Annotated in this window: 24 protein-coding genes and 3 pseudogenes; 13 read left to right on the top strand and 14 right to left on the bottom strand. The window is 56.3% G+C overall.

The window, feature by feature from the left end:
- Window positions 1–125 precede the first annotated feature (125 nt).
- The gene (locus ACG74X_RS20065; protein WP_411237102.1) at window positions 126–407 is read right to left on the bottom strand and encodes a hypothetical protein; all 282 of its coding nucleotides are present in this window, start codon (window positions 405–407) and stop codon (window positions 126–128) included.
- Entirely contained in the window at window positions 391–597 is a 207-nt protein-coding gene (locus tag ACG74X_RS20060; RefSeq protein WP_411237101.1) for a hypothetical protein, read from the bottom strand. The genes ACG74X_RS20065 and ACG74X_RS20060 overlap by 17 nt, the downstream gene beginning before the upstream one ends.
- Before the next feature lie 421 nt (window positions 598–1,018).
- Between ACG74X_RS20060 and ACG74X_RS20055 the strand changes: the two genes are divergently transcribed.
- Complete coding sequence (locus tag ACG74X_RS20055; protein ID WP_411237100.1) at window positions 1,019–1,510, top strand: hypothetical protein; 492 nt, start codon at window positions 1,019–1,021, stop codon at window positions 1,508–1,510.
- Between the two features lie 52 nt (window positions 1,511–1,562).
- On the opposite strand, the gene ACG74X_RS20050 is transcribed toward ACG74X_RS20055, so the two are convergent.
- Window positions 1,563–2,027 carry a MarR family winged helix-turn-helix transcriptional regulator gene (locus ACG74X_RS20050; protein ID WP_411237099.1) on the bottom strand — a complete coding sequence of 155 codons (465 nt, stop codon included), beginning with the start codon at window positions 2,025–2,027 and terminating at the stop codon, window positions 1,563–1,565.
- Window positions 2,028–2,111: 84 nt separating this feature from the next.
- Between ACG74X_RS20050 and ACG74X_RS20045 the strand changes: the two genes are divergently transcribed.
- The 9 genes from ACG74X_RS20045 (at window position 2,112) to ACG74X_RS20005 (ending at window position 11,248) form a co-directional block, all read left to right on the top strand.
- Entirely contained in the window at window positions 2,112–2,558 is a 447-nt protein-coding gene (locus ACG74X_RS20045; RefSeq protein WP_411237098.1) for a hypothetical protein, read from the top strand.
- A 16-nt stretch (window positions 2,559–2,574) separates the two neighbouring features.
- Entirely contained in the window at window positions 2,575–3,141 is a 567-nt protein-coding gene (locus tag ACG74X_RS20040) for a cytochrome b (protein WP_411237097.1), read from the top strand.
- 549 nt (window positions 3,142–3,690) lie between these two features.
- Window positions 3,691–4,248: an HdeD family acid-resistance protein gene (locus tag ACG74X_RS20035; RefSeq protein ID WP_411237096.1), complete on the top strand. Its 558-nt coding sequence runs from the start codon at window positions 3,691–3,693 to the stop codon at window positions 4,246–4,248.
- 51 nt (window positions 4,249–4,299) lie between these two features.
- Window positions 4,300–5,067: a 7-alpha-hydroxysteroid dehydrogenase gene (gene hdhA, locus ACG74X_RS20030; RefSeq protein ID WP_411237095.1), complete on the top strand. Its 768-nt coding sequence runs from the start codon at window positions 4,300–4,302 to the stop codon at window positions 5,065–5,067.
- A gap of 54 nt (window positions 5,068–5,121) precedes the next feature.
- Window positions 5,122–5,922, top strand: a complete 801-nt coding sequence (locus ACG74X_RS20025) for an SDR family oxidoreductase (RefSeq protein WP_411237094.1) — start codon at window positions 5,122–5,124, stop codon at window positions 5,920–5,922.
- Between the two features lie 299 nt (window positions 5,923–6,221).
- The gene (locus tag ACG74X_RS20020) at window positions 6,222–7,772 is read left to right on the top strand and encodes a phospholipase D family protein (RefSeq protein WP_411237093.1); all 1,551 of its coding nucleotides are present in this window, start codon (window positions 6,222–6,224) and stop codon (window positions 7,770–7,772) included.
- Entirely contained in the window at window positions 7,769–8,848 is a 1,080-nt protein-coding gene (locus ACG74X_RS20015; RefSeq protein ID WP_411237092.1) for an AI-2E family transporter, read from the top strand. The genes ACG74X_RS20020 and ACG74X_RS20015 overlap by 4 nt, the downstream gene beginning before the upstream one ends.
- A 339-nt stretch (window positions 8,849–9,187) precedes the next feature.
- Complete coding sequence (locus ACG74X_RS20010; RefSeq protein ID WP_411237091.1) at window positions 9,188–10,945, top strand: serine hydrolase; 1,758 nt, start codon at window positions 9,188–9,190, stop codon at window positions 10,943–10,945.
- A gap of 15 nt (window positions 10,946–10,960) precedes the next feature.
- Window positions 10,961–11,248 (top strand): hypothetical protein, encoded by a 288-nt coding sequence (locus ACG74X_RS20005; RefSeq protein WP_411237090.1) that lies wholly within the window; start codon window positions 10,961–10,963, stop codon window positions 11,246–11,248.
- Between the two features lie 79 nt (window positions 11,249–11,327).
- On the opposite strand, the pseudogene ACG74X_RS20000 reads toward ACG74X_RS20005, so the two are convergent.
- From ACG74X_RS20000 to ACG74X_RS19985, 4 genes and pseudogenes are all read right to left on the bottom strand, one after another.
- Window positions 11,328–12,679, bottom strand: a pseudogene (locus ACG74X_RS20000) (ISKra4 family transposase).
- A gap of 78 nt (window positions 12,680–12,757) precedes the next feature.
- Window positions 12,758–13,384: a hypothetical protein gene (locus tag ACG74X_RS19995; RefSeq protein ID WP_411237089.1), complete on the bottom strand. Its 627-nt coding sequence runs from the start codon at window positions 13,382–13,384 to the stop codon at window positions 12,758–12,760.
- A gap of 10 nt (window positions 13,385–13,394) precedes the next feature.
- Window positions 13,395–13,622 carry a hypothetical protein gene (locus ACG74X_RS19990; RefSeq protein WP_411237088.1) on the bottom strand — a complete coding sequence of 76 codons (228 nt, stop codon included), beginning with the start codon at window positions 13,620–13,622 and terminating at the stop codon, window positions 13,395–13,397.
- Window positions 13,623–13,697: 75 nt separating this feature from the next.
- Window positions 13,698–13,937: a hypothetical protein gene (locus ACG74X_RS19985; protein ID WP_411237087.1), complete on the bottom strand. Its 240-nt coding sequence runs from the start codon at window positions 13,935–13,937 to the stop codon at window positions 13,698–13,700.
- Between the two features lie 575 nt (window positions 13,938–14,512).
- Here ACG74X_RS19985 and ACG74X_RS19980 point away from each other — a divergent pair.
- On the top strand, window positions 14,513–15,139 hold the full coding sequence (locus ACG74X_RS19980; protein ID WP_411237086.1) for a hypothetical protein: 627 nt from the start codon (window positions 14,513–14,515) through the stop codon (window positions 15,137–15,139).
- A gap of 128 nt (window positions 15,140–15,267) precedes the next feature.
- Here the strand turns inward: ACG74X_RS19980 and ACG74X_RS19975 are convergent, their stop codons facing one another.
- On the bottom strand, window positions 15,268–15,921 hold the full coding sequence (locus ACG74X_RS19975; protein ID WP_411237085.1) for an IS6 family transposase: 654 nt from the start codon (window positions 15,919–15,921) through the stop codon (window positions 15,268–15,270).
- Between the two features lie 134 nt (window positions 15,922–16,055).
- Between ACG74X_RS19975 and ACG74X_RS19970 the strand changes: the two are divergent.
- A pseudogene (locus ACG74X_RS19970) lies at window positions 16,056–16,343 on the top strand (ISKra4 family transposase); the annotation flags it as partial.
- 20 nt (window positions 16,344–16,363) lie between these two features.
- Here the strand turns inward: ACG74X_RS19970 and ACG74X_RS19965 are convergent.
- Window positions 16,364–16,462, bottom strand: a pseudogene (locus tag ACG74X_RS19965) (transposase); the annotation flags it as partial.
- Window positions 16,463–16,706: 244 nt separating this feature from the next.
- Between ACG74X_RS19965 and ACG74X_RS19960 the strand changes: the two are divergent.
- Window positions 16,707–17,735, top strand: a complete 1,029-nt coding sequence (locus ACG74X_RS19960) for an IS110 family transposase (RefSeq protein WP_411237084.1) — start codon at window positions 16,707–16,709, stop codon at window positions 17,733–17,735.
- A 360-nt stretch (window positions 17,736–18,095) separates the two neighbouring features.
- Here the strand turns inward: ACG74X_RS19960 and ACG74X_RS19955 are convergent, their stop codons facing one another.
- The 5 genes from ACG74X_RS19955 to ACG74X_RS19935 are packed head-to-tail and all read right to left on the bottom strand — an operon-like array spanning window position 18,096 to window position 20,352.
- Window positions 18,096–18,665, bottom strand: a complete 570-nt coding sequence (locus ACG74X_RS19955; protein ID WP_411237083.1) for a DUF4123 domain-containing protein — start codon at window positions 18,663–18,665, stop codon at window positions 18,096–18,098.
- A 13-nt stretch (window positions 18,666–18,678) separates the two neighbouring features.
- Window positions 18,679–18,978, bottom strand: a complete 300-nt coding sequence (locus ACG74X_RS19950; protein WP_411237082.1) for a PAAR domain-containing protein — start codon at window positions 18,976–18,978, stop codon at window positions 18,679–18,681.
- Entirely contained in the window at window positions 18,975–19,397 is a 423-nt protein-coding gene (locus tag ACG74X_RS19945; RefSeq protein ID WP_411237081.1) for a hypothetical protein, read from the bottom strand. The genes ACG74X_RS19950 and ACG74X_RS19945 overlap by 4 nt, the downstream gene beginning before the upstream one ends.
- Entirely contained in the window at window positions 19,394–20,191 is a 798-nt protein-coding gene (locus tag ACG74X_RS19940) for a hypothetical protein (RefSeq protein WP_411237080.1), read from the bottom strand. The genes ACG74X_RS19945 and ACG74X_RS19940 overlap by 4 nt, the downstream gene beginning before the upstream one ends.
- A gap of 2 nt (window positions 20,192–20,193) precedes the next feature.
- A complete protein-coding gene (locus ACG74X_RS19935; protein WP_411237103.1) occupies window positions 20,194–20,352 on the bottom strand; it encodes a hypothetical protein in 159 nt (52 codons plus the stop codon).
- Between the last annotated feature and the right edge of the window lie 15 nt (window positions 20,353–20,367).

Genomic DNA, 20,367 nt, shown 5'->3' with positions numbered 1-20,367 from the left:
GATTGGTTCCTCCATGTAGATTGTGAAATCACTTTTCACGTCGTCCTCCGTTCCGGTCCAAGACAGCGCGAAGCCGCCGATACCCACGAGCGCGATCAATGCAACGAATGCCCACCCTTTACGCATCAGTTCAGATCGATGCGGCCAGCTGTGACCTTCACATCTTCAGATTGATCGATATCGAGACGTCGGCCGTTCAATTCAATTCCGCCGTCGGCGCGCAACAGCAAGGATGCCGCCCCGCAACGGATCAGGATTTCCTCGTGCGCATCGATGACCTTCCGCTTTCCGATCACTTCCTTGAAGTTCCCGGTGACGGAAACCCGGTAATCCCGTCCGACATTCGTGATCTTCGTCTCACCGACACGCTCGGTTGCGCTGTGTTCCACATCAAGCCCCAGGGACATCCACTGCTTTGCCCAGCAGATCCTGCGGCACCAGATCGGGCGTCTTGGACCGGACAATGACCTGCCCCTCGAACAGCTCCGAGATCGCCTCCCGCAAGCTCAGCTTCTGCGCCAGCAGCACATCCGCACCCAACGGGCTCTCGATCCGCAAGATCCGCTCGGCCTGAATGAAGTCAGCTTCGGCATTCATAAGGCAGGCTCCGGTGGGATAGATTAATCCAATGCCCAAAGCCTACATCCTCATAGCCGAGAGTCACCCGTGCAGTTGAAAGCTCTGCGGAACTCCGCCGATCAGTGGGCGAAGGCTAGTATCAGAGGCGCGGTCTCATCCACGGATCTCCCCCAAGGGGCTTCAACCTGCTAACATGCTGATGGGAGGTGACACGGGGGGGCGCGCAGCGGCGATGGCACAGAGGCGGAACGTACAACAGCAGCCAGGGTTACAAAGCCACGACGCGCAAAACGGTAACGCTGCGGCGAGGCAGGGATCTTCAGCATCCCTGATCGCACCGCGAAGTGGCTCCACCGATCTCTACGGGATCGCGCGCAAGTCCCCTGATTATGACCGGGGCCAGCAGGCCTGGGTTGTGCGCGTGTCCCGCGGCGGGCGGATGATCCAGACGACGTTCTCCGACAGCACCTACGGGGGCTGTGCCGCGAGCCTCTATGTCGCACGCGCCTACCGCGATGCGGTGCTAGAGATCGTGCCGCCGCTCACCCGGGCCGAACTGCGCCAGGTCAGCCGCAAGAAGGCCAAGGGCGAACATTTCTCGGAGATCACCGGCGTGAGCTATGCCAAGGCCACCAACGGCCGCTCGGCCGCGTGGATCGCCCGCATCGAGCTGCCCGCAGACGATATCAAAGGTCGCCCCGCCACCGGCGACAAACGCCCCCGCCGCTCCAGAACCCGCCGCTTCTCCATCGCCCGCATGGGCTACGACGCCGCCAAAGCCGCCGCCGAAGAGGCCCGCCTCGACATGCTCGCAGACCTCCAGGACGCAGATGCACCCGCCCTGCGAAGCAAGGCCGCAGAGCGCCTGCACAAGAGGCTGGGGAAGAGAACGGGACAGCGGATGGCATCCCAGACAGGCAAGGGCAGCTAGACCCGCACAAAGCGACGCTCCGGAAACACCGAAATAAAGCACCGGTTTTGGCCTATTTGTAGTTTGGCTGAGCCGAAGCGGAATCGCTTCGGTTTTTCCTTGCGGCAATGACCTTCTGCATAAGCCTGATCAAGTGACGCTGCTCGTCCTCTGATAGACTGGCAAGCGCCTCCGCGTTCTCCGCCATCGCCGCCTCGATCGCCGGACGGCGCAAACCACGCCCCCGGTCGGTCAGCCAGACCCGTTGCACCCGTCCGTCATTTGTATCCTTCTTGCGGACAATCAGTCCATCGCGCTCCATGCGGGCAAGCGTGTTGGCCATCGTCGCCTGTTCGATGTCCAGCCGCTCGACCAGTTGCTTTTGCGTCAGCCCGTCGGTCTCCCAGAGCTCCAGCAGCGCCGGAAACGTGCCGGTCGTCAGGCCCAGCGGCTTGATCCTCGCTGTCAAGCCCCGCGCAAAAACGCGCGCCATGTGATTTGCGAGATATCCCGCCGATTGATCTTTCACGAAACTCATACCCCTTGCATACCACTTGAATAGCCTGCTATGCAATATAATATAGCTTGCTATGCTATGGCTTCCACAGAAAGGAGTGGCGCAATGATCAAAGCCATCCACCCGATTGCAGGCGGCATCGCCCTGCTGACGATCCTCACGTTCTGGCTGTCGACCGCTTTCTCGGAGGTTTTTACGAGCCCCGAAGTCGTAACCCCAGTCAAAACACTGATCCCCTGGGGATTTATCATCCTCATACCGGCCTTGATCGCAACGGGAGGATCCGGCTTCCAAAGGGGCAGGAACATGCGCGGACCGTTGGTTGCTGCAAAGAAGAAGAGAATGCCCTTCATCGCCGCCAACGGCATCGCGGTCCTGATCCCTTCGGCGCTCTACCTGTCGTTCAAGGCGCAGGCAGGTGCGTTCGATACCACATTCTACGCCGTGCAGACGGTCGAGCTGACCGCGGGGGCGGTCAACATCGGTCTGCTCGGTCTCAACATGCGTGACGGAATGCGCATGACCGGCAAGCTGCGTCGCCGCCCGGTCTGATCGAAGGATCAATGTCATGAAAAGCACACCCGCCCGCTACGGCACCGTTGCCGTCACCGTTCACTGGCTCAGCGCCGTGCTCATCCTGATACTGATGGGCACAGGATTCCGGATATCTTCATTGACCGATACAGAGGCAAAGGCGGCTCTGCTGCAACTGCATGTGCCCCTGGGTCTTGCCATTCTGGCCCTGACCCTGTTCCGGGTCGGCTGGTGGGTATTGGTAGACCGGAAGTCGACGCCGCTGCTCGCCACATCCCGTAGTCAGCGCATCCCGGCCACCATCGTCCACGTCCTGTTTTACGTTGTCACGCTTGGAATGGCAGCCAGCGGAATCGGCATGATGCTCTTATCCGGCGCGGGGGAGGTGATCTTTGGCGGTTCGACCGCCAGTCTGCCTGACTTTCGGAATTACCTCCCAAGGGTGCCGCATGGCATCGGCGCACGTCTGATCGTGGCGTTTCTTGTGCTGCACGTATTCGCAACGCTTTCCTGCCGCAGCGCGTTGCGTTTCCTGGTCGGTCGTGTTTGGCATCAGCGTTTCTCATTATTGCAATTCGAGCACCTGATGGCGCGTATGTAGTCCCACGTCGCGGCAGTGCCCTCTTTCAAGTCCCACGCGGTCTGCGGCGTCGGCGTCAGGTTTCCGCGTTCATCGCTTTTCAGCCAGCCTTTCTCAACCAACAACTTTATCTTCCGCCGCACGGTCTCCCTCGGGATACCCGTATAAAGCGCGACGGAATAGGCATTTATGCCACCCATAGCTGTCTCGGACTCGTGAGAGCCCTCCCCGCAAGCGCTGCCTTTAGCCGTTTCGATCGCCGTGTAATGTCGTTCAGCTACAACCGCAATTATCAAGACCTGGTCAAGGTCATTGCCCAGTTCGGCCCGAAGCTTGATCAAAAGCCTGGCGAAAGCACGAACATGGGCCGAGTAGTCTTCTAACTGATTTCCCAAAATGCTCCTCCGAACGTCAGCCGCTGAATTCTACGCCTTGGCTGTACAATACCACGTTGCCCAGAATGGGGAACGGGATCAGGAACAGCAGTTGTTTTACGAGCTCAGCCTCACAACCTTTCTAGAAGGAGCGCCATGGCGCATCAGGAAACCACCAGTCAGAAAGGGTGAAACAATGACCGAACTCACAAGCTATCTTGAACGCAACTGGTGGCTCCTGCTCATACGCGGGATTGCCGCCATTCTGTTCGGTATCGCTGCCTTCGCATGGCCGGGGCTGACGATGTCCGTGCTGGTGTTGCTATTCGGCGCCTGGACCTTTGTGGATGGCGCATTCGCCATTGCGGATTCCATCCGCTACCGCGACCGGATCGACAAGTGGTGGCTATGGTTGCTGGATGGTGTGTTCGGCGTGTTTGTTGGGCTGTTGGCGCTGTTCATGCCGGGCGTAACGGCTTTCGTGCTCCTGATGTTCATCGCCGCCTGGGCCATCCTTGGTGGTATCCTGCGCATCGTCGCGGCTATTCAGCTTCGCAAGAAAATCGAAGGCGAATGGCTCCTGGGGCTCGGTGGCGCTCTATCCATCCTGTTTGGGGTTCTTCTGATTGCGGTTCCCCAGGCTGGTCTCTTGTCATTCATCTGGCTGATCGCGGTCTGGTCCATAGCGATCGGCATCCTCTTCACCATTTTGGCTTTTGGACTGCGCACGGTCGGGAAAGAACAGCGGCTTTAGCCGGGACACTTGGCAAGCACGCTGGCACAAATTCAAAAGGAGATATGACGAATGTACGATCCGAAAGATTTCACGCTTGATGGCGATGTCGCCATTGTAACCGGAGCGGGGGCCGGAATTGGCCGCGCTATCGCCGAGACCTTTGCCGGTGCCGGGGCGGCCGTCATGGTCAGTGACCTCAAGGCCGAGACGGCACAAGCCGTGGCAGATGGGATCACGGCAAATGGTGGCAAGGCCGCCGGTATGGCCTGCGACGTCACCAAGGACGACGATCTGGCCGCGCTGGTCAATGACACCGTCGATACTTTCGGCAAACTCACGCTTCTCGTTGCCAATGCCGGCGGCGGCGGACCCAAGCCCTTCGACATGCCGATGGAGGATTTCCGCCGGGCTTTTGAGCTGAACGTGTTCTCCTTGTTCCGTTTGGCGCAGCTTGCCGCGCCCGAGATGGAAAAAGCCGGAGGCGGCTCGATCCTCGCCATTACGTCGATGTCGGCTGAGAACAAAAACAAACGCATGGCGTCCTATGGCTCGTCCAAGGCCGCGACCAGCCATCTGGTGCGCAATATCGCCTTTGATCTCGGCCCAAAAGGCATCCGGGTGAATGCCGTAGCACCTGGTGCCACGCGCACCGATGCGCTCAAATCCGTGCTGAACGATGACATCGAAAAAGCAATGCTGGCCCACACGCCCATCAACCGGCTGGGTGAGCCCGAAGACATGGCCAACGCCGCCCTGTTCCTGTGCTGCCCTGCCGCAAGTTGGGTCAGCGGCCAAATCCTCACCGTCTCGGGCGGCGGCGTGCAGGAACTGGACTGAGATAGATTTCGATGTCTGCGTTCGTGGACACAAACTTAAGAAAGGAGCCAGATCATGGCTGAAACATTCAACGCATTTGCGGACTTCAACATGGAAGGCCACAACGTCCTGATCACCGGCGGCGCGCAGAACATCGGCGCGGGCATTGCCAAGACCCTTTCGGGGGCCGGGGCCAACGTGATGATCGCCGACCTGCAGGGCGACAAGGCCAAACAAACGGCGGCCGAGATCGAAAACGCAACCGGGAACCGTTGCCTCGGCATGGGTTGCGACGTGACCAAGGCCGAGGATATCGACGCGCTGGTCAAAGCCACCGTGGAGGCTTTCGGTGGCATTTCGACATTGGTCAACAACGTCGGTTGGGGGCCGCGACACGACGATCCGACCAAGATCACTGAAGAGGAATTGGTCAACGCTTACAAACTGAACACGGTCAGCGCCTACCGGATGTCGATGGCCTGCCTGCCACATCTGAAAGAGGCCGAAAACGGCAGCATCACGAATTCCGGCTCGTTTTCCTCGGTGGTGCCAGCCTATGACATTCTGGGCTATGGCACGGCCAAGGCAGCGCTGAATCAGATGATGATCTCGCTGGCCCATATGCTGGCGCAGAAAGTGCGGGTGAACACGGTGCTGATCGGGACCGTGATGACCGAAGGCTACGCCGATGCGGGGCTGGACGAGGCAACGCAAGAGCGGCTCAAGCATCCTGACAACCTGATCGGGCGCACCGGCAAGCCGCAGGATATCGCAAACGCGATGCTTTGGCTAACATCGCCTGCTGCCGGTTGGGTCAGTGGACAGATCGTCAAGGTACATGGCGGCGGTTCTGTCGTGCGGCTCTTTGGCGAATAGCTTGGCAGACGGGCAATAGGCCTTGCGTCGATCGCCGCTCTGCACCGGCGGCGGTCGCCTGTCTAACCGTCGGTCATCGGCGACTGACCAGTTGCCCTTGAATGAACGAAGCATCGCGAACATTCTGAAAATCGGCCTTTATAGCTTCGGTCGCCAAAGACAGGTGAAGGGCCCCGCCCTATGCAGAAAGCGTCCATATCAATAGTATCACTATCATGAACGGGACATAAAACAGGGATGATCGCGATACTTGGCAAAGCTGAAAACTACCCATCTGCCTGCGCCGAGGCGTCAGGCGCATGATCGGTTTTATCGGCTCTCTTTTGTGGGTGACAGTGGTTTTGACCTTGATCGTCATTGCCGTTGTCATTGTTGCCCGTCTGCTGTTCCGTCTTCCACCCCGTAACATTCTTGAAACCGGCAAGGCACGTCCGGCAAGCATGGCAACGGAACTGGGACGCATCACGACACCGCTTGTCGCATGCCATCCGGGCTTATCCGGCATCGCAGCCCTGGGCGAAGGCAACGACGCCTTCGCGGCGCGAATGATCTTGGTCGATGCCGCCGAAGACAGTATCGATGCGCAATACTACATCTGGCATGGCGATCTGACGGGCACCCTGTTGCTCGATGCATTATGGCGTGCAGCAGAGCGTGGTGTGCGCGTGCGGCTTCTGCTGGATGATAACGGCACATCCGGCCTTGATCATCAGATCGCACAACTGGTCTCTCACGCTAATGTGCAGGTGCGGCTCTACAATCCGTTCAACTTGCGGCGGTTCAAAGTGCTATCCTACGGGTTCGACTTTTTTCGCCTTAACCGCCGGATGCACAACAAGTGCCTTGTGATCGACGGGGCCGTCGCGGTACTGGGCGGCCGTAACATTGGGGATGAGTATTTCGATACTGGTCTAACGCCGCTCTATGTCGATCTTGACGTTCTTACGGTAGGCCGGGTTGTGCCAGAGATCGCAGCGGATTTTGATCGCTATTGGAACGCGCCGCCTGTGCATCCCGCAGGTCCCATCGTCGGTGCGCCGCCCGCTACCGATCCTATCGCACAGGATTTGGCGCGCTATCGGTCCGATCCGCAGTTCGCTACCTACAAAGAGCAGGTCGGAGGTTCCCAGCTGGTACAGCGCCTCGCACGGGGAACCCTTGATCTGGAATGGACGGATGCCGTTCTGGTCAGCGACACGCCCGCCAAAGGAGAAGGCGCAGTCGCGCGGGAAGATCTACTCGCCAGCCGCCTGACAAATGCCGTGGGCGAGATCGCAGACTGCTTTGATGGCATTTCACCCTACTTCGTTCCCTCAAAAGCTGGCGTGCGCGCCTTTGCCACCCTTGCGGAACGCGGCGTGAAAGTGCGGATGCTGACCAACTCGCTCGAAGCGACGGATGTGCTGCCAGTTCATGCAGGTTATGCCAAACACCGACGCGACCTTCTGAACGCCGGTGTAGAAGTGTTCGAGCTGCGTAAACGCATCGCCGTCAAAATCCCGGTTGAGGAAACAGGCCCCTTCGGCTCGTCTGGCGCAAGCCTTCATGCCAAAACCTTTGCCGTGGATCGGGCCCGCGTCTTTGTCGGTTCGTTCAATTTCGATCCCCGTTCCACAACTCTCAACACTGAATTGGGCCTCCTGATCGACAGTCCGCCGATGGCGGGACGCATTCACGATGCCTTCGACCGCGCGCTGGACAGGAAAGCCTGGCGCGTGCGTCGCGATGGATCGGAGCTTGTTTGGGAGGTTGCAGAGGAAGACCCGATGCGACATGAACCCGGCACAAACCTGCCGCGCCGGGTCGCCCTGTGGACGATTGGCAAGTTGCCCGTAGAATGGCTGCTATGACCCATCAAGCCGAAAGCCCCCAACCCCGCCAAACGGAAGAGCGCACCTTACGGGAAGAACACATTCGCTTCGACGCGGCATGGGTCGCGCGTTCGTCACTGGTGGTTCTGCTGATCCTGACCATTGCCATTGCGTTCTGGACGTTGCGGCAGGTGGTGTTTCTCGCGTTCGCCGGATTGCTGCTGGCTATCGTGTTCCGGCATGGCGCAAACGCGATCTCGGCGAGGACACCGTTAGGGCCAAAAACCGCGCTGGCTTTCGTCATTGTCGGTCTCGCCGCCCTGATCTCAATGATCTTCATGTCGACCGGGCCACGTATCACGTCAGAGTTTGCAACACTGTCCAACACGCTGCCGGATGCATTGCACGATATCGAAACTCGTCTGCGCGACACAGACTGGGGCGCGTTTCTGTTAAGGCAAATCGAAAGCCGATCGGATCCGGGTAATTGGAGTATCCTGGGATTTATCACCGGCACGTTTTCAACGCTCTTTGGTGTTATTGCCAATCTCTTCGTCGTTCTTTCGGTCGCGATTTTTCTGGCTGTCGATCCGGCCGTTTATAGACAGGGCGCTCTGGCCCTGGTTCCCCAGCGGCTGACGGGACGGGTGGCCGAATATTTCGACAAGACAGGCACGGGACTGTTCCGTTGGGTCTTGGGCCAACTGGTTGCGATGATCGCGGTCGCGGTGTTGATGGCCGGAGGTTTGATCTGGATCGGCACGCCGGTTCCCATCGCATTGGCGATCATCGCGGGTGTCACCAATTTCATCCCCTATCTCGGCCCCTATATCGGCGGCGCACCGGCTGTTTTGATCGCCTTTTCGGTCGATCCGGTCTCGGCGCTCTGGGTCGCGGGACTGATTTTCGTAGTGCAAAACATTGAAGGAAATTTCATCACGCCCAACGTGCAAAAACAGGCAACCTCCCTGGCCCCCGCCCTCATCATTATGACGGTTGTGGCCTTTGGTGTCCTGTTCGGACTTTTGGGGATCATGTTCGCGACACCAATTCTGTTTGTCGTGGTGACAGCGGTTCGCATGTTCTACATTGAAGATGCCTTGGGCAAATCATGACGCTTTTCCATCGGGCACGCTGAAACTCCGGGCGTTGACGCTATCGCCTGGCCAAATGCCTATTGGCCAGCCTGACAACGCCATTCTTGTATCAATACGGGTCTGGCATGAAGAACTGCAACTTATCGACTTGCCGGGGCTTGAGCCGCGCGTGTTTGTGCCAAAAGAGGCCCACAAATTGTATTCTAAGTAGTCAATAACTATGCTCGTCTTGGAGACGATGGCGTCGTCGTTCAGCGAGCCAGATTTCATCTGACTGCTTTTCCCCCGAACCCCTGAACGCCCGGAACAATCGTGCGCTGTTATGCAGTCGTGACTAACCTTTTAAGGAAAACACCTATGGATTCCCCCTCCGCTTTCACTGTCCCAAACCAGGTCGCACCCGTCATTGGCACTGTCGTCGGCATTGGGAAGATCGTCGCAATGACGCTTGGGACAGCTCGGGCGTGGGTGATGGTCAAGGTCACAGCCGCATCCTTGGCGGCGCTTCTTATGTTCGGAGGTCAGATCATGGCTCAGGAGACGACGCTGGATGCGCGGGCATCCGATCCCGAAACGATGGGTTGGATGCAAGGCTTTCCACCACCAGAGGATCGCACGATCCGCTTCACCGACCCCGACTACTTCGCCTTCCCGAAGCTGCGATGGACAGTTTGCCACTTCCGTGAACTCATGCCGAGTGTCGTCGTACCGCACGGCACCGGAGATATCAGCACACTTCCCGTCGATCTCGATGCGGGCCTCGATGCGGTGACGTTCACGCCGTTGGGCAGTGCTGAGCAAATGACGTGGAATGAGGCGTTCGACGCCAACTACACCGACGGCATCATCGTCCTGCACCACGGGCGCATCGTTTATGAGCGCTACGATGGCTGTCTCGATGAAAACACCTTGCACGGCGCAATGTCTGTCACCAAAGGCATCACAGGTCTGCTGGCCGAAACGCTGGTGGCCGAAGGCACGCTGGACGAGACCGCACTCGCAGGCGATGTCATCGCCGAATTGCGGGGTAGCGCCTTCGGCAACGCTACGGTCGCGCAAGTGCTGGAGATGACGACGGCGCTGGATTATTCCGAAGACTACTCCGATCCAGATGCCGAAGTCTGGACTTACGCCGAAGCGGGCAGCCCCCTGCCCAAGCCCGACGGCTACGAGGGTCCGCGCAGCTACTTTGAGTATCTGCAAACTGTTGAACAAGACGGCACCCATGGCGAGACTTTTGGCTACAAGACGGTCAACGCCGATGCAGCAGGTTGGCTGATTGCCCGGGCAACGGGTGTTTCGGTGGCCGACTATTTGTCCAACCGCATCTGGTCACGGATTGGGACCGAACGCGAGGCGTTTTTCACAGTCGACTCCATTGGCACGCCGTTTGCGGGCGGCGGCTTCAACGCGGTGCTGCGCGACATGGCACGGCTGGGGCAACTTGTGCTGAACGAGGGCGAATGGAACGGCGAACAGGTGATCCCTGCCGCTGCCATTTCCCGGATCAGGGAGGGCGGCGACAGGGAGGCCTTCGCGCGCGCCGGATACAACACGCTGCCTGGCTGGAGCTATCGCGGGTTGTGGTGGATCAGTCACGACGATCACGGCGCATTTGCCGCGCGGGGCGTCCACGGCCAGACGATCTGGATCGACCCGACCGCCGACATGGTGATCGTGCGCTTTGCTTCGCATCCCGTCGCCGGAAACGTGGCGAACGACCCCACATCGCTGCCCGCCTACCGAGCCGTGGCCGAATATTTGATGGCGCAAGACCAAACGCCCGCACTCGTCGGACGCGAATGGATCATCGAGGACATTGACGGGGAGGGCGTGATCGACGACAGCCCGGCAAGCCTGCTGTTTTTGCCGGGCGGACAGCTTGCGGGAAACGCCACCTGCAACCGGCTTATAGGAATCTACGAGGTCGATGACGACGCGCTGATCTTGTCACCGGCGGGCACCACGATGATGGCCTGCCCTCCGGCGTTGGAAGAACAGGAGCGCAGGCTGTTGTCGCTGTTTGAAAAAGTCGGGAGTTTTCGCTTCGAGGCGGACGGGCCCCTGATCCTGCAGACAGCAAACGGTGAAAGCATCACCGCGCGGCGGCGCTAGGCTCGGCCTAGAATCATGATGGAAAGCGTCCCACCCGTCCTGCAAGCCGGTTTCTGGGGCCTTGTGGCGGGCAGTGCGCTGGTGATCGGAGCGACCATCGGCTACTTCGTGCGGCTGCCTGCCGCCTTCAGCAGCTCCGTCATGGCCTTCGGCATCGGCGTTCTGGTGTCAGCGCTGTCTTTCGATCTGATGCAAGAAGCCTTTGCGGAGGGCGGCGTCACTGCGGCGGCTGTCGAGTCCGTTCAAAACTCTGGGGTCATGCTGCTTGCAGGAGTGGAGTTGTTGACTCTAACAGGGCTCTGATCTGAGCAGGGAGTTCGGTTTCAGGCGGGACATATCGGGTTCGTTCCGAGAGATCACGGGAGTGGGGAAAACCTGGTGGTCAAGCGGCCATCTTTGAGACGGTCAGCCTGCCATCAAGGACGGCAGCCCGTGTGATGGCGACGCGATGTGCTCCGTGCGGAGACCACCTCACGCGCCGACGTTTGCCCATTCGAGTGTTCCCGATGTCATCGACGCAAGATTCTGCGCGGGATGACGAGACTGCGAGTCCGTTTCGATATCGGTGGCCATAATTTGTGAGCGCGTCATAGTTGTTGGAAAGGTAGGAATAGAGTTCTTGGCACCGAGCTTTGACACGTCTTGCCGCTTCTCGTAGGTCTTTGGTTTCTGCGCACAAACGATTGCAGCCGATCTCAAGAACCTTGAGGATTGTCGCGGCTGTCATCACTTTGCCATGCCAAAGGTACCGGCGCAACGTTTCTACCGGTCGCTCGAAGAGTTGCGGCAACCCTGAAAACCCCTTCGCTTGCAAAAGCCCCCGTACGGCGTTCTCGATATGTTGAACCCGCATCGAGACATGCCACCAGTCGAGGATGTGGGTAACGGGACCTTGAACCGCGCGCCGCACAAGATTTGGCAGGGCTGGCTCCCCATCTGAAATCACAACCACCTTGCTCTGACCGTCTCAGCCCTGCGCAATCAGGTCCTTTCGGAGTTGCTTTGCTGGAGATTTGGCCGCTTGCTGCACAAGACCAAAGCGCCAGCTCATGTTGGCGTTTTCCACCTTGCCTACCACAACATCAAGGTGCCGCTTCTGATATTCCGCTCAACATCGGATATGTGCACCGTCCAGGAAAACAGTCAGTGGCGCCGATGTGGCGCTCGCGTTTTTTTGTCCACATATCCTTCGTCGGCGACGTCGAGCTTCTCTGCAATGTGTCCCAAGCGATTTCGGACTGTCGTGTTTGACTGAGGCGCACACGGCAGAAGAGTCTCAAGCAACCGAGCCGCCTCTCGAAACGAGTGCCGCGATCCCAACTCCGCCTGAAGGCGCAGTAGTTCAGCTGTGGCACGCTCCGGGAAAAGGTCGACAAGTGGTGATTGAAGTACGGTGTCTGTGACACCCGAAACCGCCTGGCGTTAGCACAGCCGAAGTCTCGGCGATTTCACTTGGAATCGACCATATAACGTATCCAGAATGCGGCCTCGATCGTCGTGGATCGGATGCAAATGTCCGCAGTAGCCACAGACCCGGTTCGCATTCACAGCCTCGTCGATCTGGCCTTCCAGAACCGCTTCCTGCAGTAGCTTCAGCAAATTCTTGGCCTCGGCTAAGTGCAAACCTAGGCTTTCGGGTCCTAACTTGTCAGGCGCGCGGCAAAGTCGACCGATAACGCGCATCTGCGTATTTCCATCTTGAAACGTCGTTTCTACAGTGATCCGTACTTCCATGGCGGGCCTCGCATTGTTCCGAAAACCTTACCCTATCGCATCAACCACCAAGTTTTGCCCAATCCCCGTCAACAGCCCTTAATACTTGCGAACAAGAACCCCATTAATGATATCAAGCCCCAGCTTATCTATCAATACACCACTTTTAATCAAGTAAATAAGTCCTGCAAGAGATAAAGTAGAGGCAACAAAAAGAGATAGTCTTTCCACCACTTCCGTGAGAACCTCACTATTTCTCTCTTGTATATTTCGGAAGAGCTTAATACACGCATCATCAAGCTCTTCCGCGTGAATTATGCCTGTCTCAAATGGTACCTTCACCCAATAAAATATCCAACTTTTGTACATTGATGCATATATTCTTTCGGGAATACTTCGAATATACCGAATTATTCGATAATTAAAAAATCTTACTCGCAACCGATGATCTTTTTCCCATATATTGTTGTACAAACTACGCTCGTATTGTATAGTTACCTGCTCGTACTCGCGCCAAAGATCGAGTTTTCTTTTGCGATCTTCTTCGTTGTTTTCCGATTCATCTACGAAGGAAAACCTTGAAAGCTCACGGTAGCGTCCTGGGTTATACCAGTGAGCTGGCAACGTTGGAAGAGACGGACGCCACACTTCCATTGCCCAAGGCGCTTTCAACAAGGCCAATTCAACGGGCTCTAACTCTCCGTCAAATGAAAAATGCTTTGACATCTCTTTTGCCTTAAAATGAAAATGCTGCTAAAAGCACAAATATAGAAATAACGACTGCCGCAGCGATTAAAAATAGATAAAAGAAAAGTGCGATCATACTACTAACAGCATTTCCTCGCTCCAAGTTCTTTATACTTTTATTTAAAGCATACCGGCGTTGAACTCGCCTTTCGATTTCAACCTTTTGAAGTTTTGTAAACGCATCCGCAAAATTATTTAAATTTTGGCTATTATCCATATAACTACCCTACTTATAATAGCTTTAGGTCAATATCTTTTGGCTATACTTGGTTAATACATAAACAATTTTTGCTTAGTTTGAATAATATTTGTCGGGAGCTTGGCGGGATTCTTGACTAACCGCGAGGTTACTTGAAGAACCTTCTCCAGATAAACCTAACTCATCTGTGTTGCTTACTTTTCTATGTTTCATGTCGGTTTCAAATGCATTCAATGCTGCACGCAATGCTTCAGCAGATCTAGGTAAATCGTTATTTTTGCAGAATAACTGAAGATCACTGATCATACGCGAAACCCAAATTACATGGTCCATCTATGTCTCCAAGGTCATGGATGCCTGATATTACTAAAGAAGACCTAAGGTTAACAAAAAGTTAAATTTACCCAAATTTTTTCATTTTGATCAGAAGCCGCTGAGTATGTCAAACTAGGTGAGTTGCTTCGCACAAAAATGGCGAAAATCTCTGGTCCGCTCTGACTGAACTACAAGCAGGCGGCGTGCGCAGCGTTCTCTTTTCAAGAGACCCAATTGAACCCCCTTTCATAGTTAACCTGTTCTGACTATGATTATGACCCGAACTATTAATTGCGCTAGACTAAAGAACGGTGTGGCAAGACACGGCATGTGTATGTCATGGTACAAACCTGAGACGAAAAAAAGCAAAATCAGCGTCTTTGATATGATATACAGGGATCTTGCCTTTAATCAAAGGCAGAAGTGAAATGTCACTATTGATACAGCCCATGTCAAGGGCGGTTACTTAACGTCTAAGCTAGTCGCAAAAACAAGGGCTTTACTCCAGGTTAACACAAATTTTATCAATTGGGTGCTAAGTCAAAATAATGCATGACCCAACATGCTCCACACCACTACGAGGGAAAAATGTCGTGTTCAGCTTGGAAGAAACGCCATTCCGAATCAATGAAGTTCTCCAGATATTACAGATTTCGGGAAAGGAATTTTCCATCGCACAGCGCAGAAATCAACTGTCTAGAAATGTGTTGTGTCACTTTAGGAATGATAATTTATTTAACTTCCCAAATTATTTTGATATATTAAGTTTTCTGTTGTTAGAGCTTGATTTTGAATGCACAAAAAATGAAGAGGATACCGATATCGTATCAGATTTTATTGACTGTATTTCTTACGCTCTTGAGTTGGATAACATTAACCAATATGATAATCTTGGAGACACAGTATTTCGAATCACTCAAGCTATTAAATCTGATGTCTACGGCGAGGAGTTAAGGGTGTTTTCTCAGTTTGGTGAATATCTACTTAATTCCGAAGTCGGTGTTATCCGTAGAAGTCAACGTGAGGACTATTTTTGCTCCATCACCGTGGCGCTGCTGCATCGAACAATGCAAGTGTTTTATGCGCCAGCAATAAAGCGGGCAACAGCGGAACAGGTGCTCTTGGTCGATCAAACTATTGCTGTTTGCCATGGAAAATTGTGTTCCTACGTTCCCGGGGAATCGCTCGAAGGGCGCGATCAGCAGTTCGTCGCTAGATAGTATGCCCCCTTGAACTAGGGACCGTTCAAAACCACGGGGTGGAGCCAAGAATATGAGATAATCTTGGTTTCCATGGGACTGTTGCATTAGTTTGGCGCTGCTGAGGTCGGACATTGTGTTTCGCCGAATCATGCGGCCGCGAACAACTGGTTGATGAAGAGGATCTCGCCGGAAACGCCTGGATGTTTGTGATGGATGTGTCCGCGTTTGATTGTTCTGATCGTCTCTATCCCGCTCAGTGTTGCCTTGGCTGATCGAAGGGACCGGACGCTCTGACGGTACCCAAGCAGCCGCTTTATTGCTGCATGGTCGCTCTCGATCATGTTGTTTCGCCACTTCTTGTCGATATGCCGAATGCTGTCGAAATGTGGATCATAGCGGCGATTGATCTCGCGAATTACTCGCCGATACGAATGTGCTTTGTCCGTCACTATCGTGACCGGTCGATGTAGCCTAACATGCTCAATCGCTTTGTTCAGAAAGGCTTTGGCCGCTTTCGCGTCCAATCTGGCTGTCAGGCGGAAGTCGACCATCTGACCGTTCGCATCGACAGCCTGCCACAGGTAACGCCATTTGCCACCAACCCGGATGTAAGTCTCATCAACGTGCCAGTCGACGCTGGCGCGGCGCAGGTGTTTCTCGGCGCGATTGATGATCTCGGGACCGAACTTGGTCACCCACCGATAAACGGTCGAACGTTCAACCCTGATCCCGCACTCGCCCAGCTCCATCTCGTATTCGCGGATGTCCATACCTTCGGCATCCGGGTCGGGCACGGGCATGTATTCATCATCGTTTGGATAAAAGCTTGTTTCGGCCAGCCAGCGGGTCGGCAGGATGGCCTTTTCCCATCGGAAGTGGGCAAAACTTGCGGGGTGTCTGTGTATGCTGGTGGTTCATTGATAGGGGAACTGCCATGGACGTGCGGATTATTGTTGAGACAACCTTTGAGGACGAAACCACAAAGAGGCATCATCTCGGCCGTTTGTCCCGCCCGTTTCGACGCACGCAGCCTGAGCGGTTCGGGTTGTTGCTCGAAGATGCGAAGACGATCCTGGGGCAATTGCAAAAAGCGATCCTGCTCGACCAGATCGAGAAGATTTCCCAAGCCAGCAGAATCTGTCCCGATTGCGACGGGGTCCGGGCCATACATGATTATCGGTCGCGAGTGCTCGACACGCTCTTCGGCAGGTTCGAAGTCAAGCGGGTTTTCCCGCCTGTTTATTGTTGTAGTGGTGTCAATCCGAGCCATGCCGCAAACTGTCTTCCCGAGCGGAATTGTTCCGGGTCTGTAACTGTGGCAGCGATTGCGGTTGCAGTGATCACAACCCAGTCCTGAAAACCTTCGCAGATCGACGGCGCGCCGCTGGAAAACCACACAAAGTCGTCATTACCGGCGTCGCAAGAAAGCTCATCACAATCGTAAACGCGCTCATCAAAGCAGACAAGAAATGGGCCGCTCAGACTGGCTGAGAAATACAGATGGAGTGGTTGCCGCCCTCCCTGACGGCATCGGAATGTGCCAAGGTCGTGGAGTTCAACGCCACGCGAAGAGGAGGACGACGAGATGAAGGATAAGATGATCGGAGTCGATCTGGCAAAGAATGTTTTTCAAGTTCATGGGGCGCTGCACACGGGGGAGGTTCAGTTCCGCAAGAAGCTGACGCGCACTCAGTTCCCCGTGTTCATGGCTAAGCAGGAACCTTGCCTGGTCATTTTTGAAGCCTGTGGCAGCGCACATTATTGGGCTCGAGAAATGGCAGCGCTTGGCCACAAGGTGAAACTGATTGCGCCCCAATACGCTCGCCCGTTCGTCAAGCGCCAGAAAAATGATGCTGCCGATGCCGAGGCGATCGTCATCGCGGCGCGTCAACCCGAGATGCATTTTGTTGAGCCTAAAACAGTCCAGCAACAATCGCGCGCGGCAATTTTTCGTGGCCGGGAACGCCTAGTGCATCAGCGGACGGCGGATGTGAACGCCTTGCGGGCGCTGTTGTATGAGCATGGGCATGTATTTCCGCAAGGAATACGCCGGCTTAACCGCATCACAGCGCTTTTAGAGGATAAGACTGCCGACTTGCAGCCATTGATCCGCGAGGAATGCTTGGACCTGCTGGCGCAGATTGAAGAGAAAACGGCGCGTATCATCGAGCGCACCGCGAAACTCAAGACGCTGGCTGGTAAGTCAGACAGCGCGCGCAGGCTTCAGACTATGCCCGGTGTCGGGCCACTGACGGCCATCGCTGTAGAGGCGTTTGGACCTGATATGGCGCAGTTCAAAACGGGACGTGACTTTGCAGCCTGGTTGGGTCTGGTGCCCAAGCAACATTCATCTGGAGGCAAAGAACGTTTGGGGCGGATGACCAAGGCCGGGCAAGCTGATATTAGACGTCTCCTGATCATTGGGGCAATGTCGCGGCTGGGCTGGCTTGGACGGCGCACAATTACGGAGGGCAGCTGGCTGTCACGGATGTTGGCGCGCAAGCCGAAGATGATAGTTGCGATCGCCCTGGCCAACAAGATGGCGCGGCAGATCTGGGCGATGCTGACGAAGAACGAAGATTACAAGGATCCAGCGCTGGCAGTCGCGGCATGAAGCCCATGTCGAACTGAAAGCGATGGTGCCAAAGGGAGTGTAAGAAGACGACGACCTGAATGGGCAAAACGATCGAACAGATCCGGATTGGGAAAACCAGTTAGCAACTGCGAGCGATCAGCTCGTACTACAGATTTGGACCTGATCCGCCGATCACCATCCCGGCCCGCGGCTATTGGAAGTGCCGCATCTTGAGGCCTTACAAAAGTTCGCACTCGATCACACGCCAATAGGGTTAAAAACTTCTTGCATTACGGGCGGCAACCACAAAAGTTGCTAGGCACTATATGCCGTGTTTAAATCACGTCTGCCGCCACGCTTCGTGATCACACCCTCATCCAAGGCCTTTCCGTTCGGTCGTCAGTTTGATGCTGGTTTTACGAAATTCTGAACATCCCCGCGCAAATGACCTTCGGCGTCGAGCACAAGGCGCTCGGCCCCCTCCTCTGTCTCGGCGAACCACGCGTCGATCCCTTTCATAAACGCAATGCGCTGGTCGTCGTCGAAAGCGGGCATGTAGCTTCTGAGATGGGCGGGCCGGTAAAACTTGAAGAACATCACGTGGCCGTCGTCCCGCTGGACGCGCAAGAACTTCTTGAGGTGCTGCTTGAGGCGGGCCATCGGTAGGGACGTCCGGACAATGACGGCCGAATTGCGTCCCCAGCACTCGTCGAGAAACCACTCCCATAAGTCTCCATGCCGCTCGGGCTTGGCCAGCCATGGACCCACATCAGAGAGCTGCTCGCCGGTCTCGCCATCAAAGAGGCAGCGCGCGGCTTCGGGAAAAGCGTCGAGATGGATGTGAATCGACGGATCGGCTGCCGCGTCGATCAACAGGTAGGGGCGAACATCTCCCTTTGCCTCGAAGATCAGGTCCGTCAGCCGGTCACGGAACGCCTGGGTATCTGGATCGGGCAGGAAGGAAAGCATGGCAGAGCGTTCCTTAACAGAACTTCAAATTCGGCATGCCGGCGACGATCTTCCCACCGTGCGCAGTCGTGTCGCCTACGCGCATGACACGCTTACCATCAATCTTTATGCGGGCAGACCCAGTCGTATGGCTATCCGTCGTCGACACGCCGGAGCAGAAGCATTCGCCACTCACAACGGCGACCGCAAGGCCGTCGATCCTGACGCTGGACTGCCCGGGCGAAACCACCGGCCCACCCACATGCGGCTTCTCGCCGGGATTGACCCTCGGGCAAACATGCGGCGAGCCGAGGACGGCAGCAGGCTTGGTCATGGGGCGTCTCCCCTGGTTCCCTCAATCCGAGCGATATGATCCGCCAATGTGGCATCCAAATGATAAGGCGCGACCACGTTATCGTAGGCCGCCCGGATGCCCGCGTCTGGCGACCAGGGCTGACCTGGGGTGCCAATCATCCGACGGATGTAGGCAAAATGCGTCGGAGTGCTGCGCCATCTCGACTGAGTGAGAATCGTCAGCGCGTATTTCTGTAAGGTCACCGGATCCGTGACTCCCAGCTCCGCCGCATCCTCGAACGAGGCATCGACGATCCGGTCAGTTGCGTCCAGATGATCCGCCGGTGCCCCTGAAGCCGCGTGCCGCCGTGCCAGCGCCGCCTTCAGGCTTTTGCCTGCCATATCTGCTTCATGCGCCGCATGACGCTCAAAAAAGGCTGTGTCGAAGCGCAGGGTCATGGGAGAACCAACTCTACGGTCGGAATCCGTGCGGCCTCGGCCTTTGGATCCTCGGATCCCATAACATGCTCCAGCCCGGCAGGGGCCTCTTCGGACAGCAGTTCTTCCCAGTCGCGGCGCAGCTCTGCGTGAAGGGCCTCGCGCACTCCGTCGGGAAGGGGAAGCACATGCGTGCGGAGGAACGTGGCAAAGAGAATGGCGCGGTCGAATTGCCGTAGGCCCGTAAGAACAACGCTCCGGTCCGTCCTGTCCGCGTGGTAGTAGTTGTAGCCATAAAAGGCATGGATCGCGAGATCCCATTCGGAGAGGGGCGGCCCGACCAAGTGGTCCTTGAGCATTGCCTCGCGCTTGCGTTGCAGGCCGGGAACCTCCGCGCGATAGATTTCCATCAGGTTCACCGCAGTCAGAGGGTCAACGCCTGTGATTTCCGGCTCATGCTGCCGCATGGAGAACCAGCCCTCCCATTCTACGAAGCCGGGCACATCTTCGCGCGCAAGCGCCGTGCGAAAAAGACCTTCGATTGACGCCCGCGCGCCGTTTCCAAGTTGATCATCAATGGCAGCGAGAAAGGCCCCGTCGACCGGTTCGCGCGATGTCCCGGTTTGATAGGGTAAGAGAACGGTTCGGGCGATGTCGCGGAATGCATCTGCCCGACTGCCGATCGCATCTAAGCTGCGCCAGAACGGATCAAGCCCCTCCAAGGAAATCCACACGACGAACTCATGCTCGCGTGTTGGCGAATGCACCGCGTCGGTTTCGGGATAATCCCAGATATCGGTCATCATGTCGATCATGGTCAGTTGCACACCCAGCTTGCAATACCGTCGCCCAAAAGATATCCCGCGCCCCCGCCCACTACGACGCCTGTGCCGCCGCCTATGATGGCTCCGCCACCAGCACCGGTAATGGTCCCGGCACCTGGGGCGACGAGGGTTCCGCCGCCGCCGCCGATCACTGCTCCCTTTCCTGC

Source organism: Marivita sp. S0852 (assembly GCF_046591575.1).
Lineage (GTDB): Bacteria > Pseudomonadota > Alphaproteobacteria > Rhodobacterales > Rhodobacteraceae > Marivita.
Note: the sequence above shows the minus strand (reverse complement) of the source record. Positions and strands in the feature narration are given on the sequence as shown.

What these genes read in the sequence shown, in the direction of transcription:
- ACG74X_RS19995 (WP_411237089.1), bottom strand. Translation starts at nt 13,384, where the DNA reads ATGTCAAAGCATTTTTCATTTGACGGAGAGTTAGAGCCCGTTGAATTG.
- ACG74X_RS20045 (WP_411237098.1), top strand. Translation starts at nt 2,112, where the DNA reads ATGATCAAAGCCATCCACCCGATTGCAGGCGGCATCGCCCTGCTGACG.
- ACG74X_RS19950 (WP_411237082.1), bottom strand. Translation starts at nt 18,978, where the DNA reads ATGACCAAGCCTGCTGCCGTCCTCGGCTCGCCGCATGTTTGCCCGAGG.
- ACG74X_RS20060 (WP_411237101.1), bottom strand. Translation starts at nt 597, where the DNA reads ATGAATGCCGAAGCTGACTTCATTCAGGCCGAGCGGATCTTGCGGATC.
- ACG74X_RS20025 (WP_411237094.1), top strand. Translation starts at nt 5,122, where the DNA reads ATGGCTGAAACATTCAACGCATTTGCGGACTTCAACATGGAAGGCCAC.
- ACG74X_RS20050 (WP_411237099.1), bottom strand. Translation starts at nt 2,027, where the DNA reads ATGAGTTTCGTGAAAGATCAATCGGCGGGATATCTCGCAAATCACATG.
- ACG74X_RS20035 (WP_411237096.1), top strand. Translation starts at nt 3,691, where the DNA reads ATGACCGAACTCACAAGCTATCTTGAACGCAACTGGTGGCTCCTGCTC.
- ACG74X_RS19990 (WP_411237088.1), bottom strand. Translation starts at nt 13,622, where the DNA reads ATGGATAATAGCCAAAATTTAAATAATTTTGCGGATGCGTTTACAAAA.
- ACG74X_RS20005 (WP_411237090.1), top strand. Translation starts at nt 10,961, where the DNA reads ATGATGGAAAGCGTCCCACCCGTCCTGCAAGCCGGTTTCTGGGGCCTT.
- ACG74X_RS20040 (WP_411237097.1), top strand. Translation starts at nt 2,575, where the DNA reads ATGAAAAGCACACCCGCCCGCTACGGCACCGTTGCCGTCACCGTTCAC.
- ACG74X_RS19945 (WP_411237081.1), bottom strand. Translation starts at nt 19,397, where the DNA reads ATGACCCTGCGCTTCGACACAGCCTTTTTTGAGCGTCATGCGGCGCAT.
- ACG74X_RS20015 (WP_411237092.1), top strand. Translation starts at nt 7,769, where the DNA reads ATGACCCATCAAGCCGAAAGCCCCCAACCCCGCCAAACGGAAGAGCGC.
- ACG74X_RS19960 (WP_411237084.1), top strand. Translation starts at nt 16,707, where the DNA reads ATGAAGGATAAGATGATCGGAGTCGATCTGGCAAAGAATGTTTTTCAA.
- ACG74X_RS19975 (WP_411237085.1), bottom strand. Translation starts at nt 15,921, where the DNA reads ATGCCCGTGCCCGACCCGGATGCCGAAGGTATGGACATCCGCGAATAC.
- ACG74X_RS19985 (WP_411237087.1), bottom strand. Translation starts at nt 13,937, where the DNA reads ATGGACCATGTAATTTGGGTTTCGCGTATGATCAGTGATCTTCAGTTA.
- ACG74X_RS19955 (WP_411237083.1), bottom strand. Translation starts at nt 18,665, where the DNA reads ATGCTTTCCTTCCTGCCCGATCCAGATACCCAGGCGTTCCGTGACCGG.
- ACG74X_RS19940 (WP_411237080.1), bottom strand. Translation starts at nt 20,191, where the DNA reads ATGATCGACATGATGACCGATATCTGGGATTATCCCGAAACCGACGCG.
- ACG74X_RS20065 (WP_411237102.1), bottom strand. Translation starts at nt 407, where the DNA reads ATGTCCCTGGGGCTTGATGTGGAACACAGCGCAACCGAGCGTGTCGGT.
- ACG74X_RS20020 (WP_411237093.1), top strand. Translation starts at nt 6,222, where the DNA reads ATGATCGGTTTTATCGGCTCTCTTTTGTGGGTGACAGTGGTTTTGACC.
- ACG74X_RS20010 (WP_411237091.1), top strand. Translation starts at nt 9,188, where the DNA reads ATGGATTCCCCCTCCGCTTTCACTGTCCCAAACCAGGTCGCACCCGTC.
- hdhA (WP_411237095.1), top strand. Translation starts at nt 4,300, where the DNA reads ATGTACGATCCGAAAGATTTCACGCTTGATGGCGATGTCGCCATTGTA.
- ACG74X_RS20055 (WP_411237100.1), top strand. Translation starts at nt 1,019, where the DNA reads ATGATCCAGACGACGTTCTCCGACAGCACCTACGGGGGCTGTGCCGCG.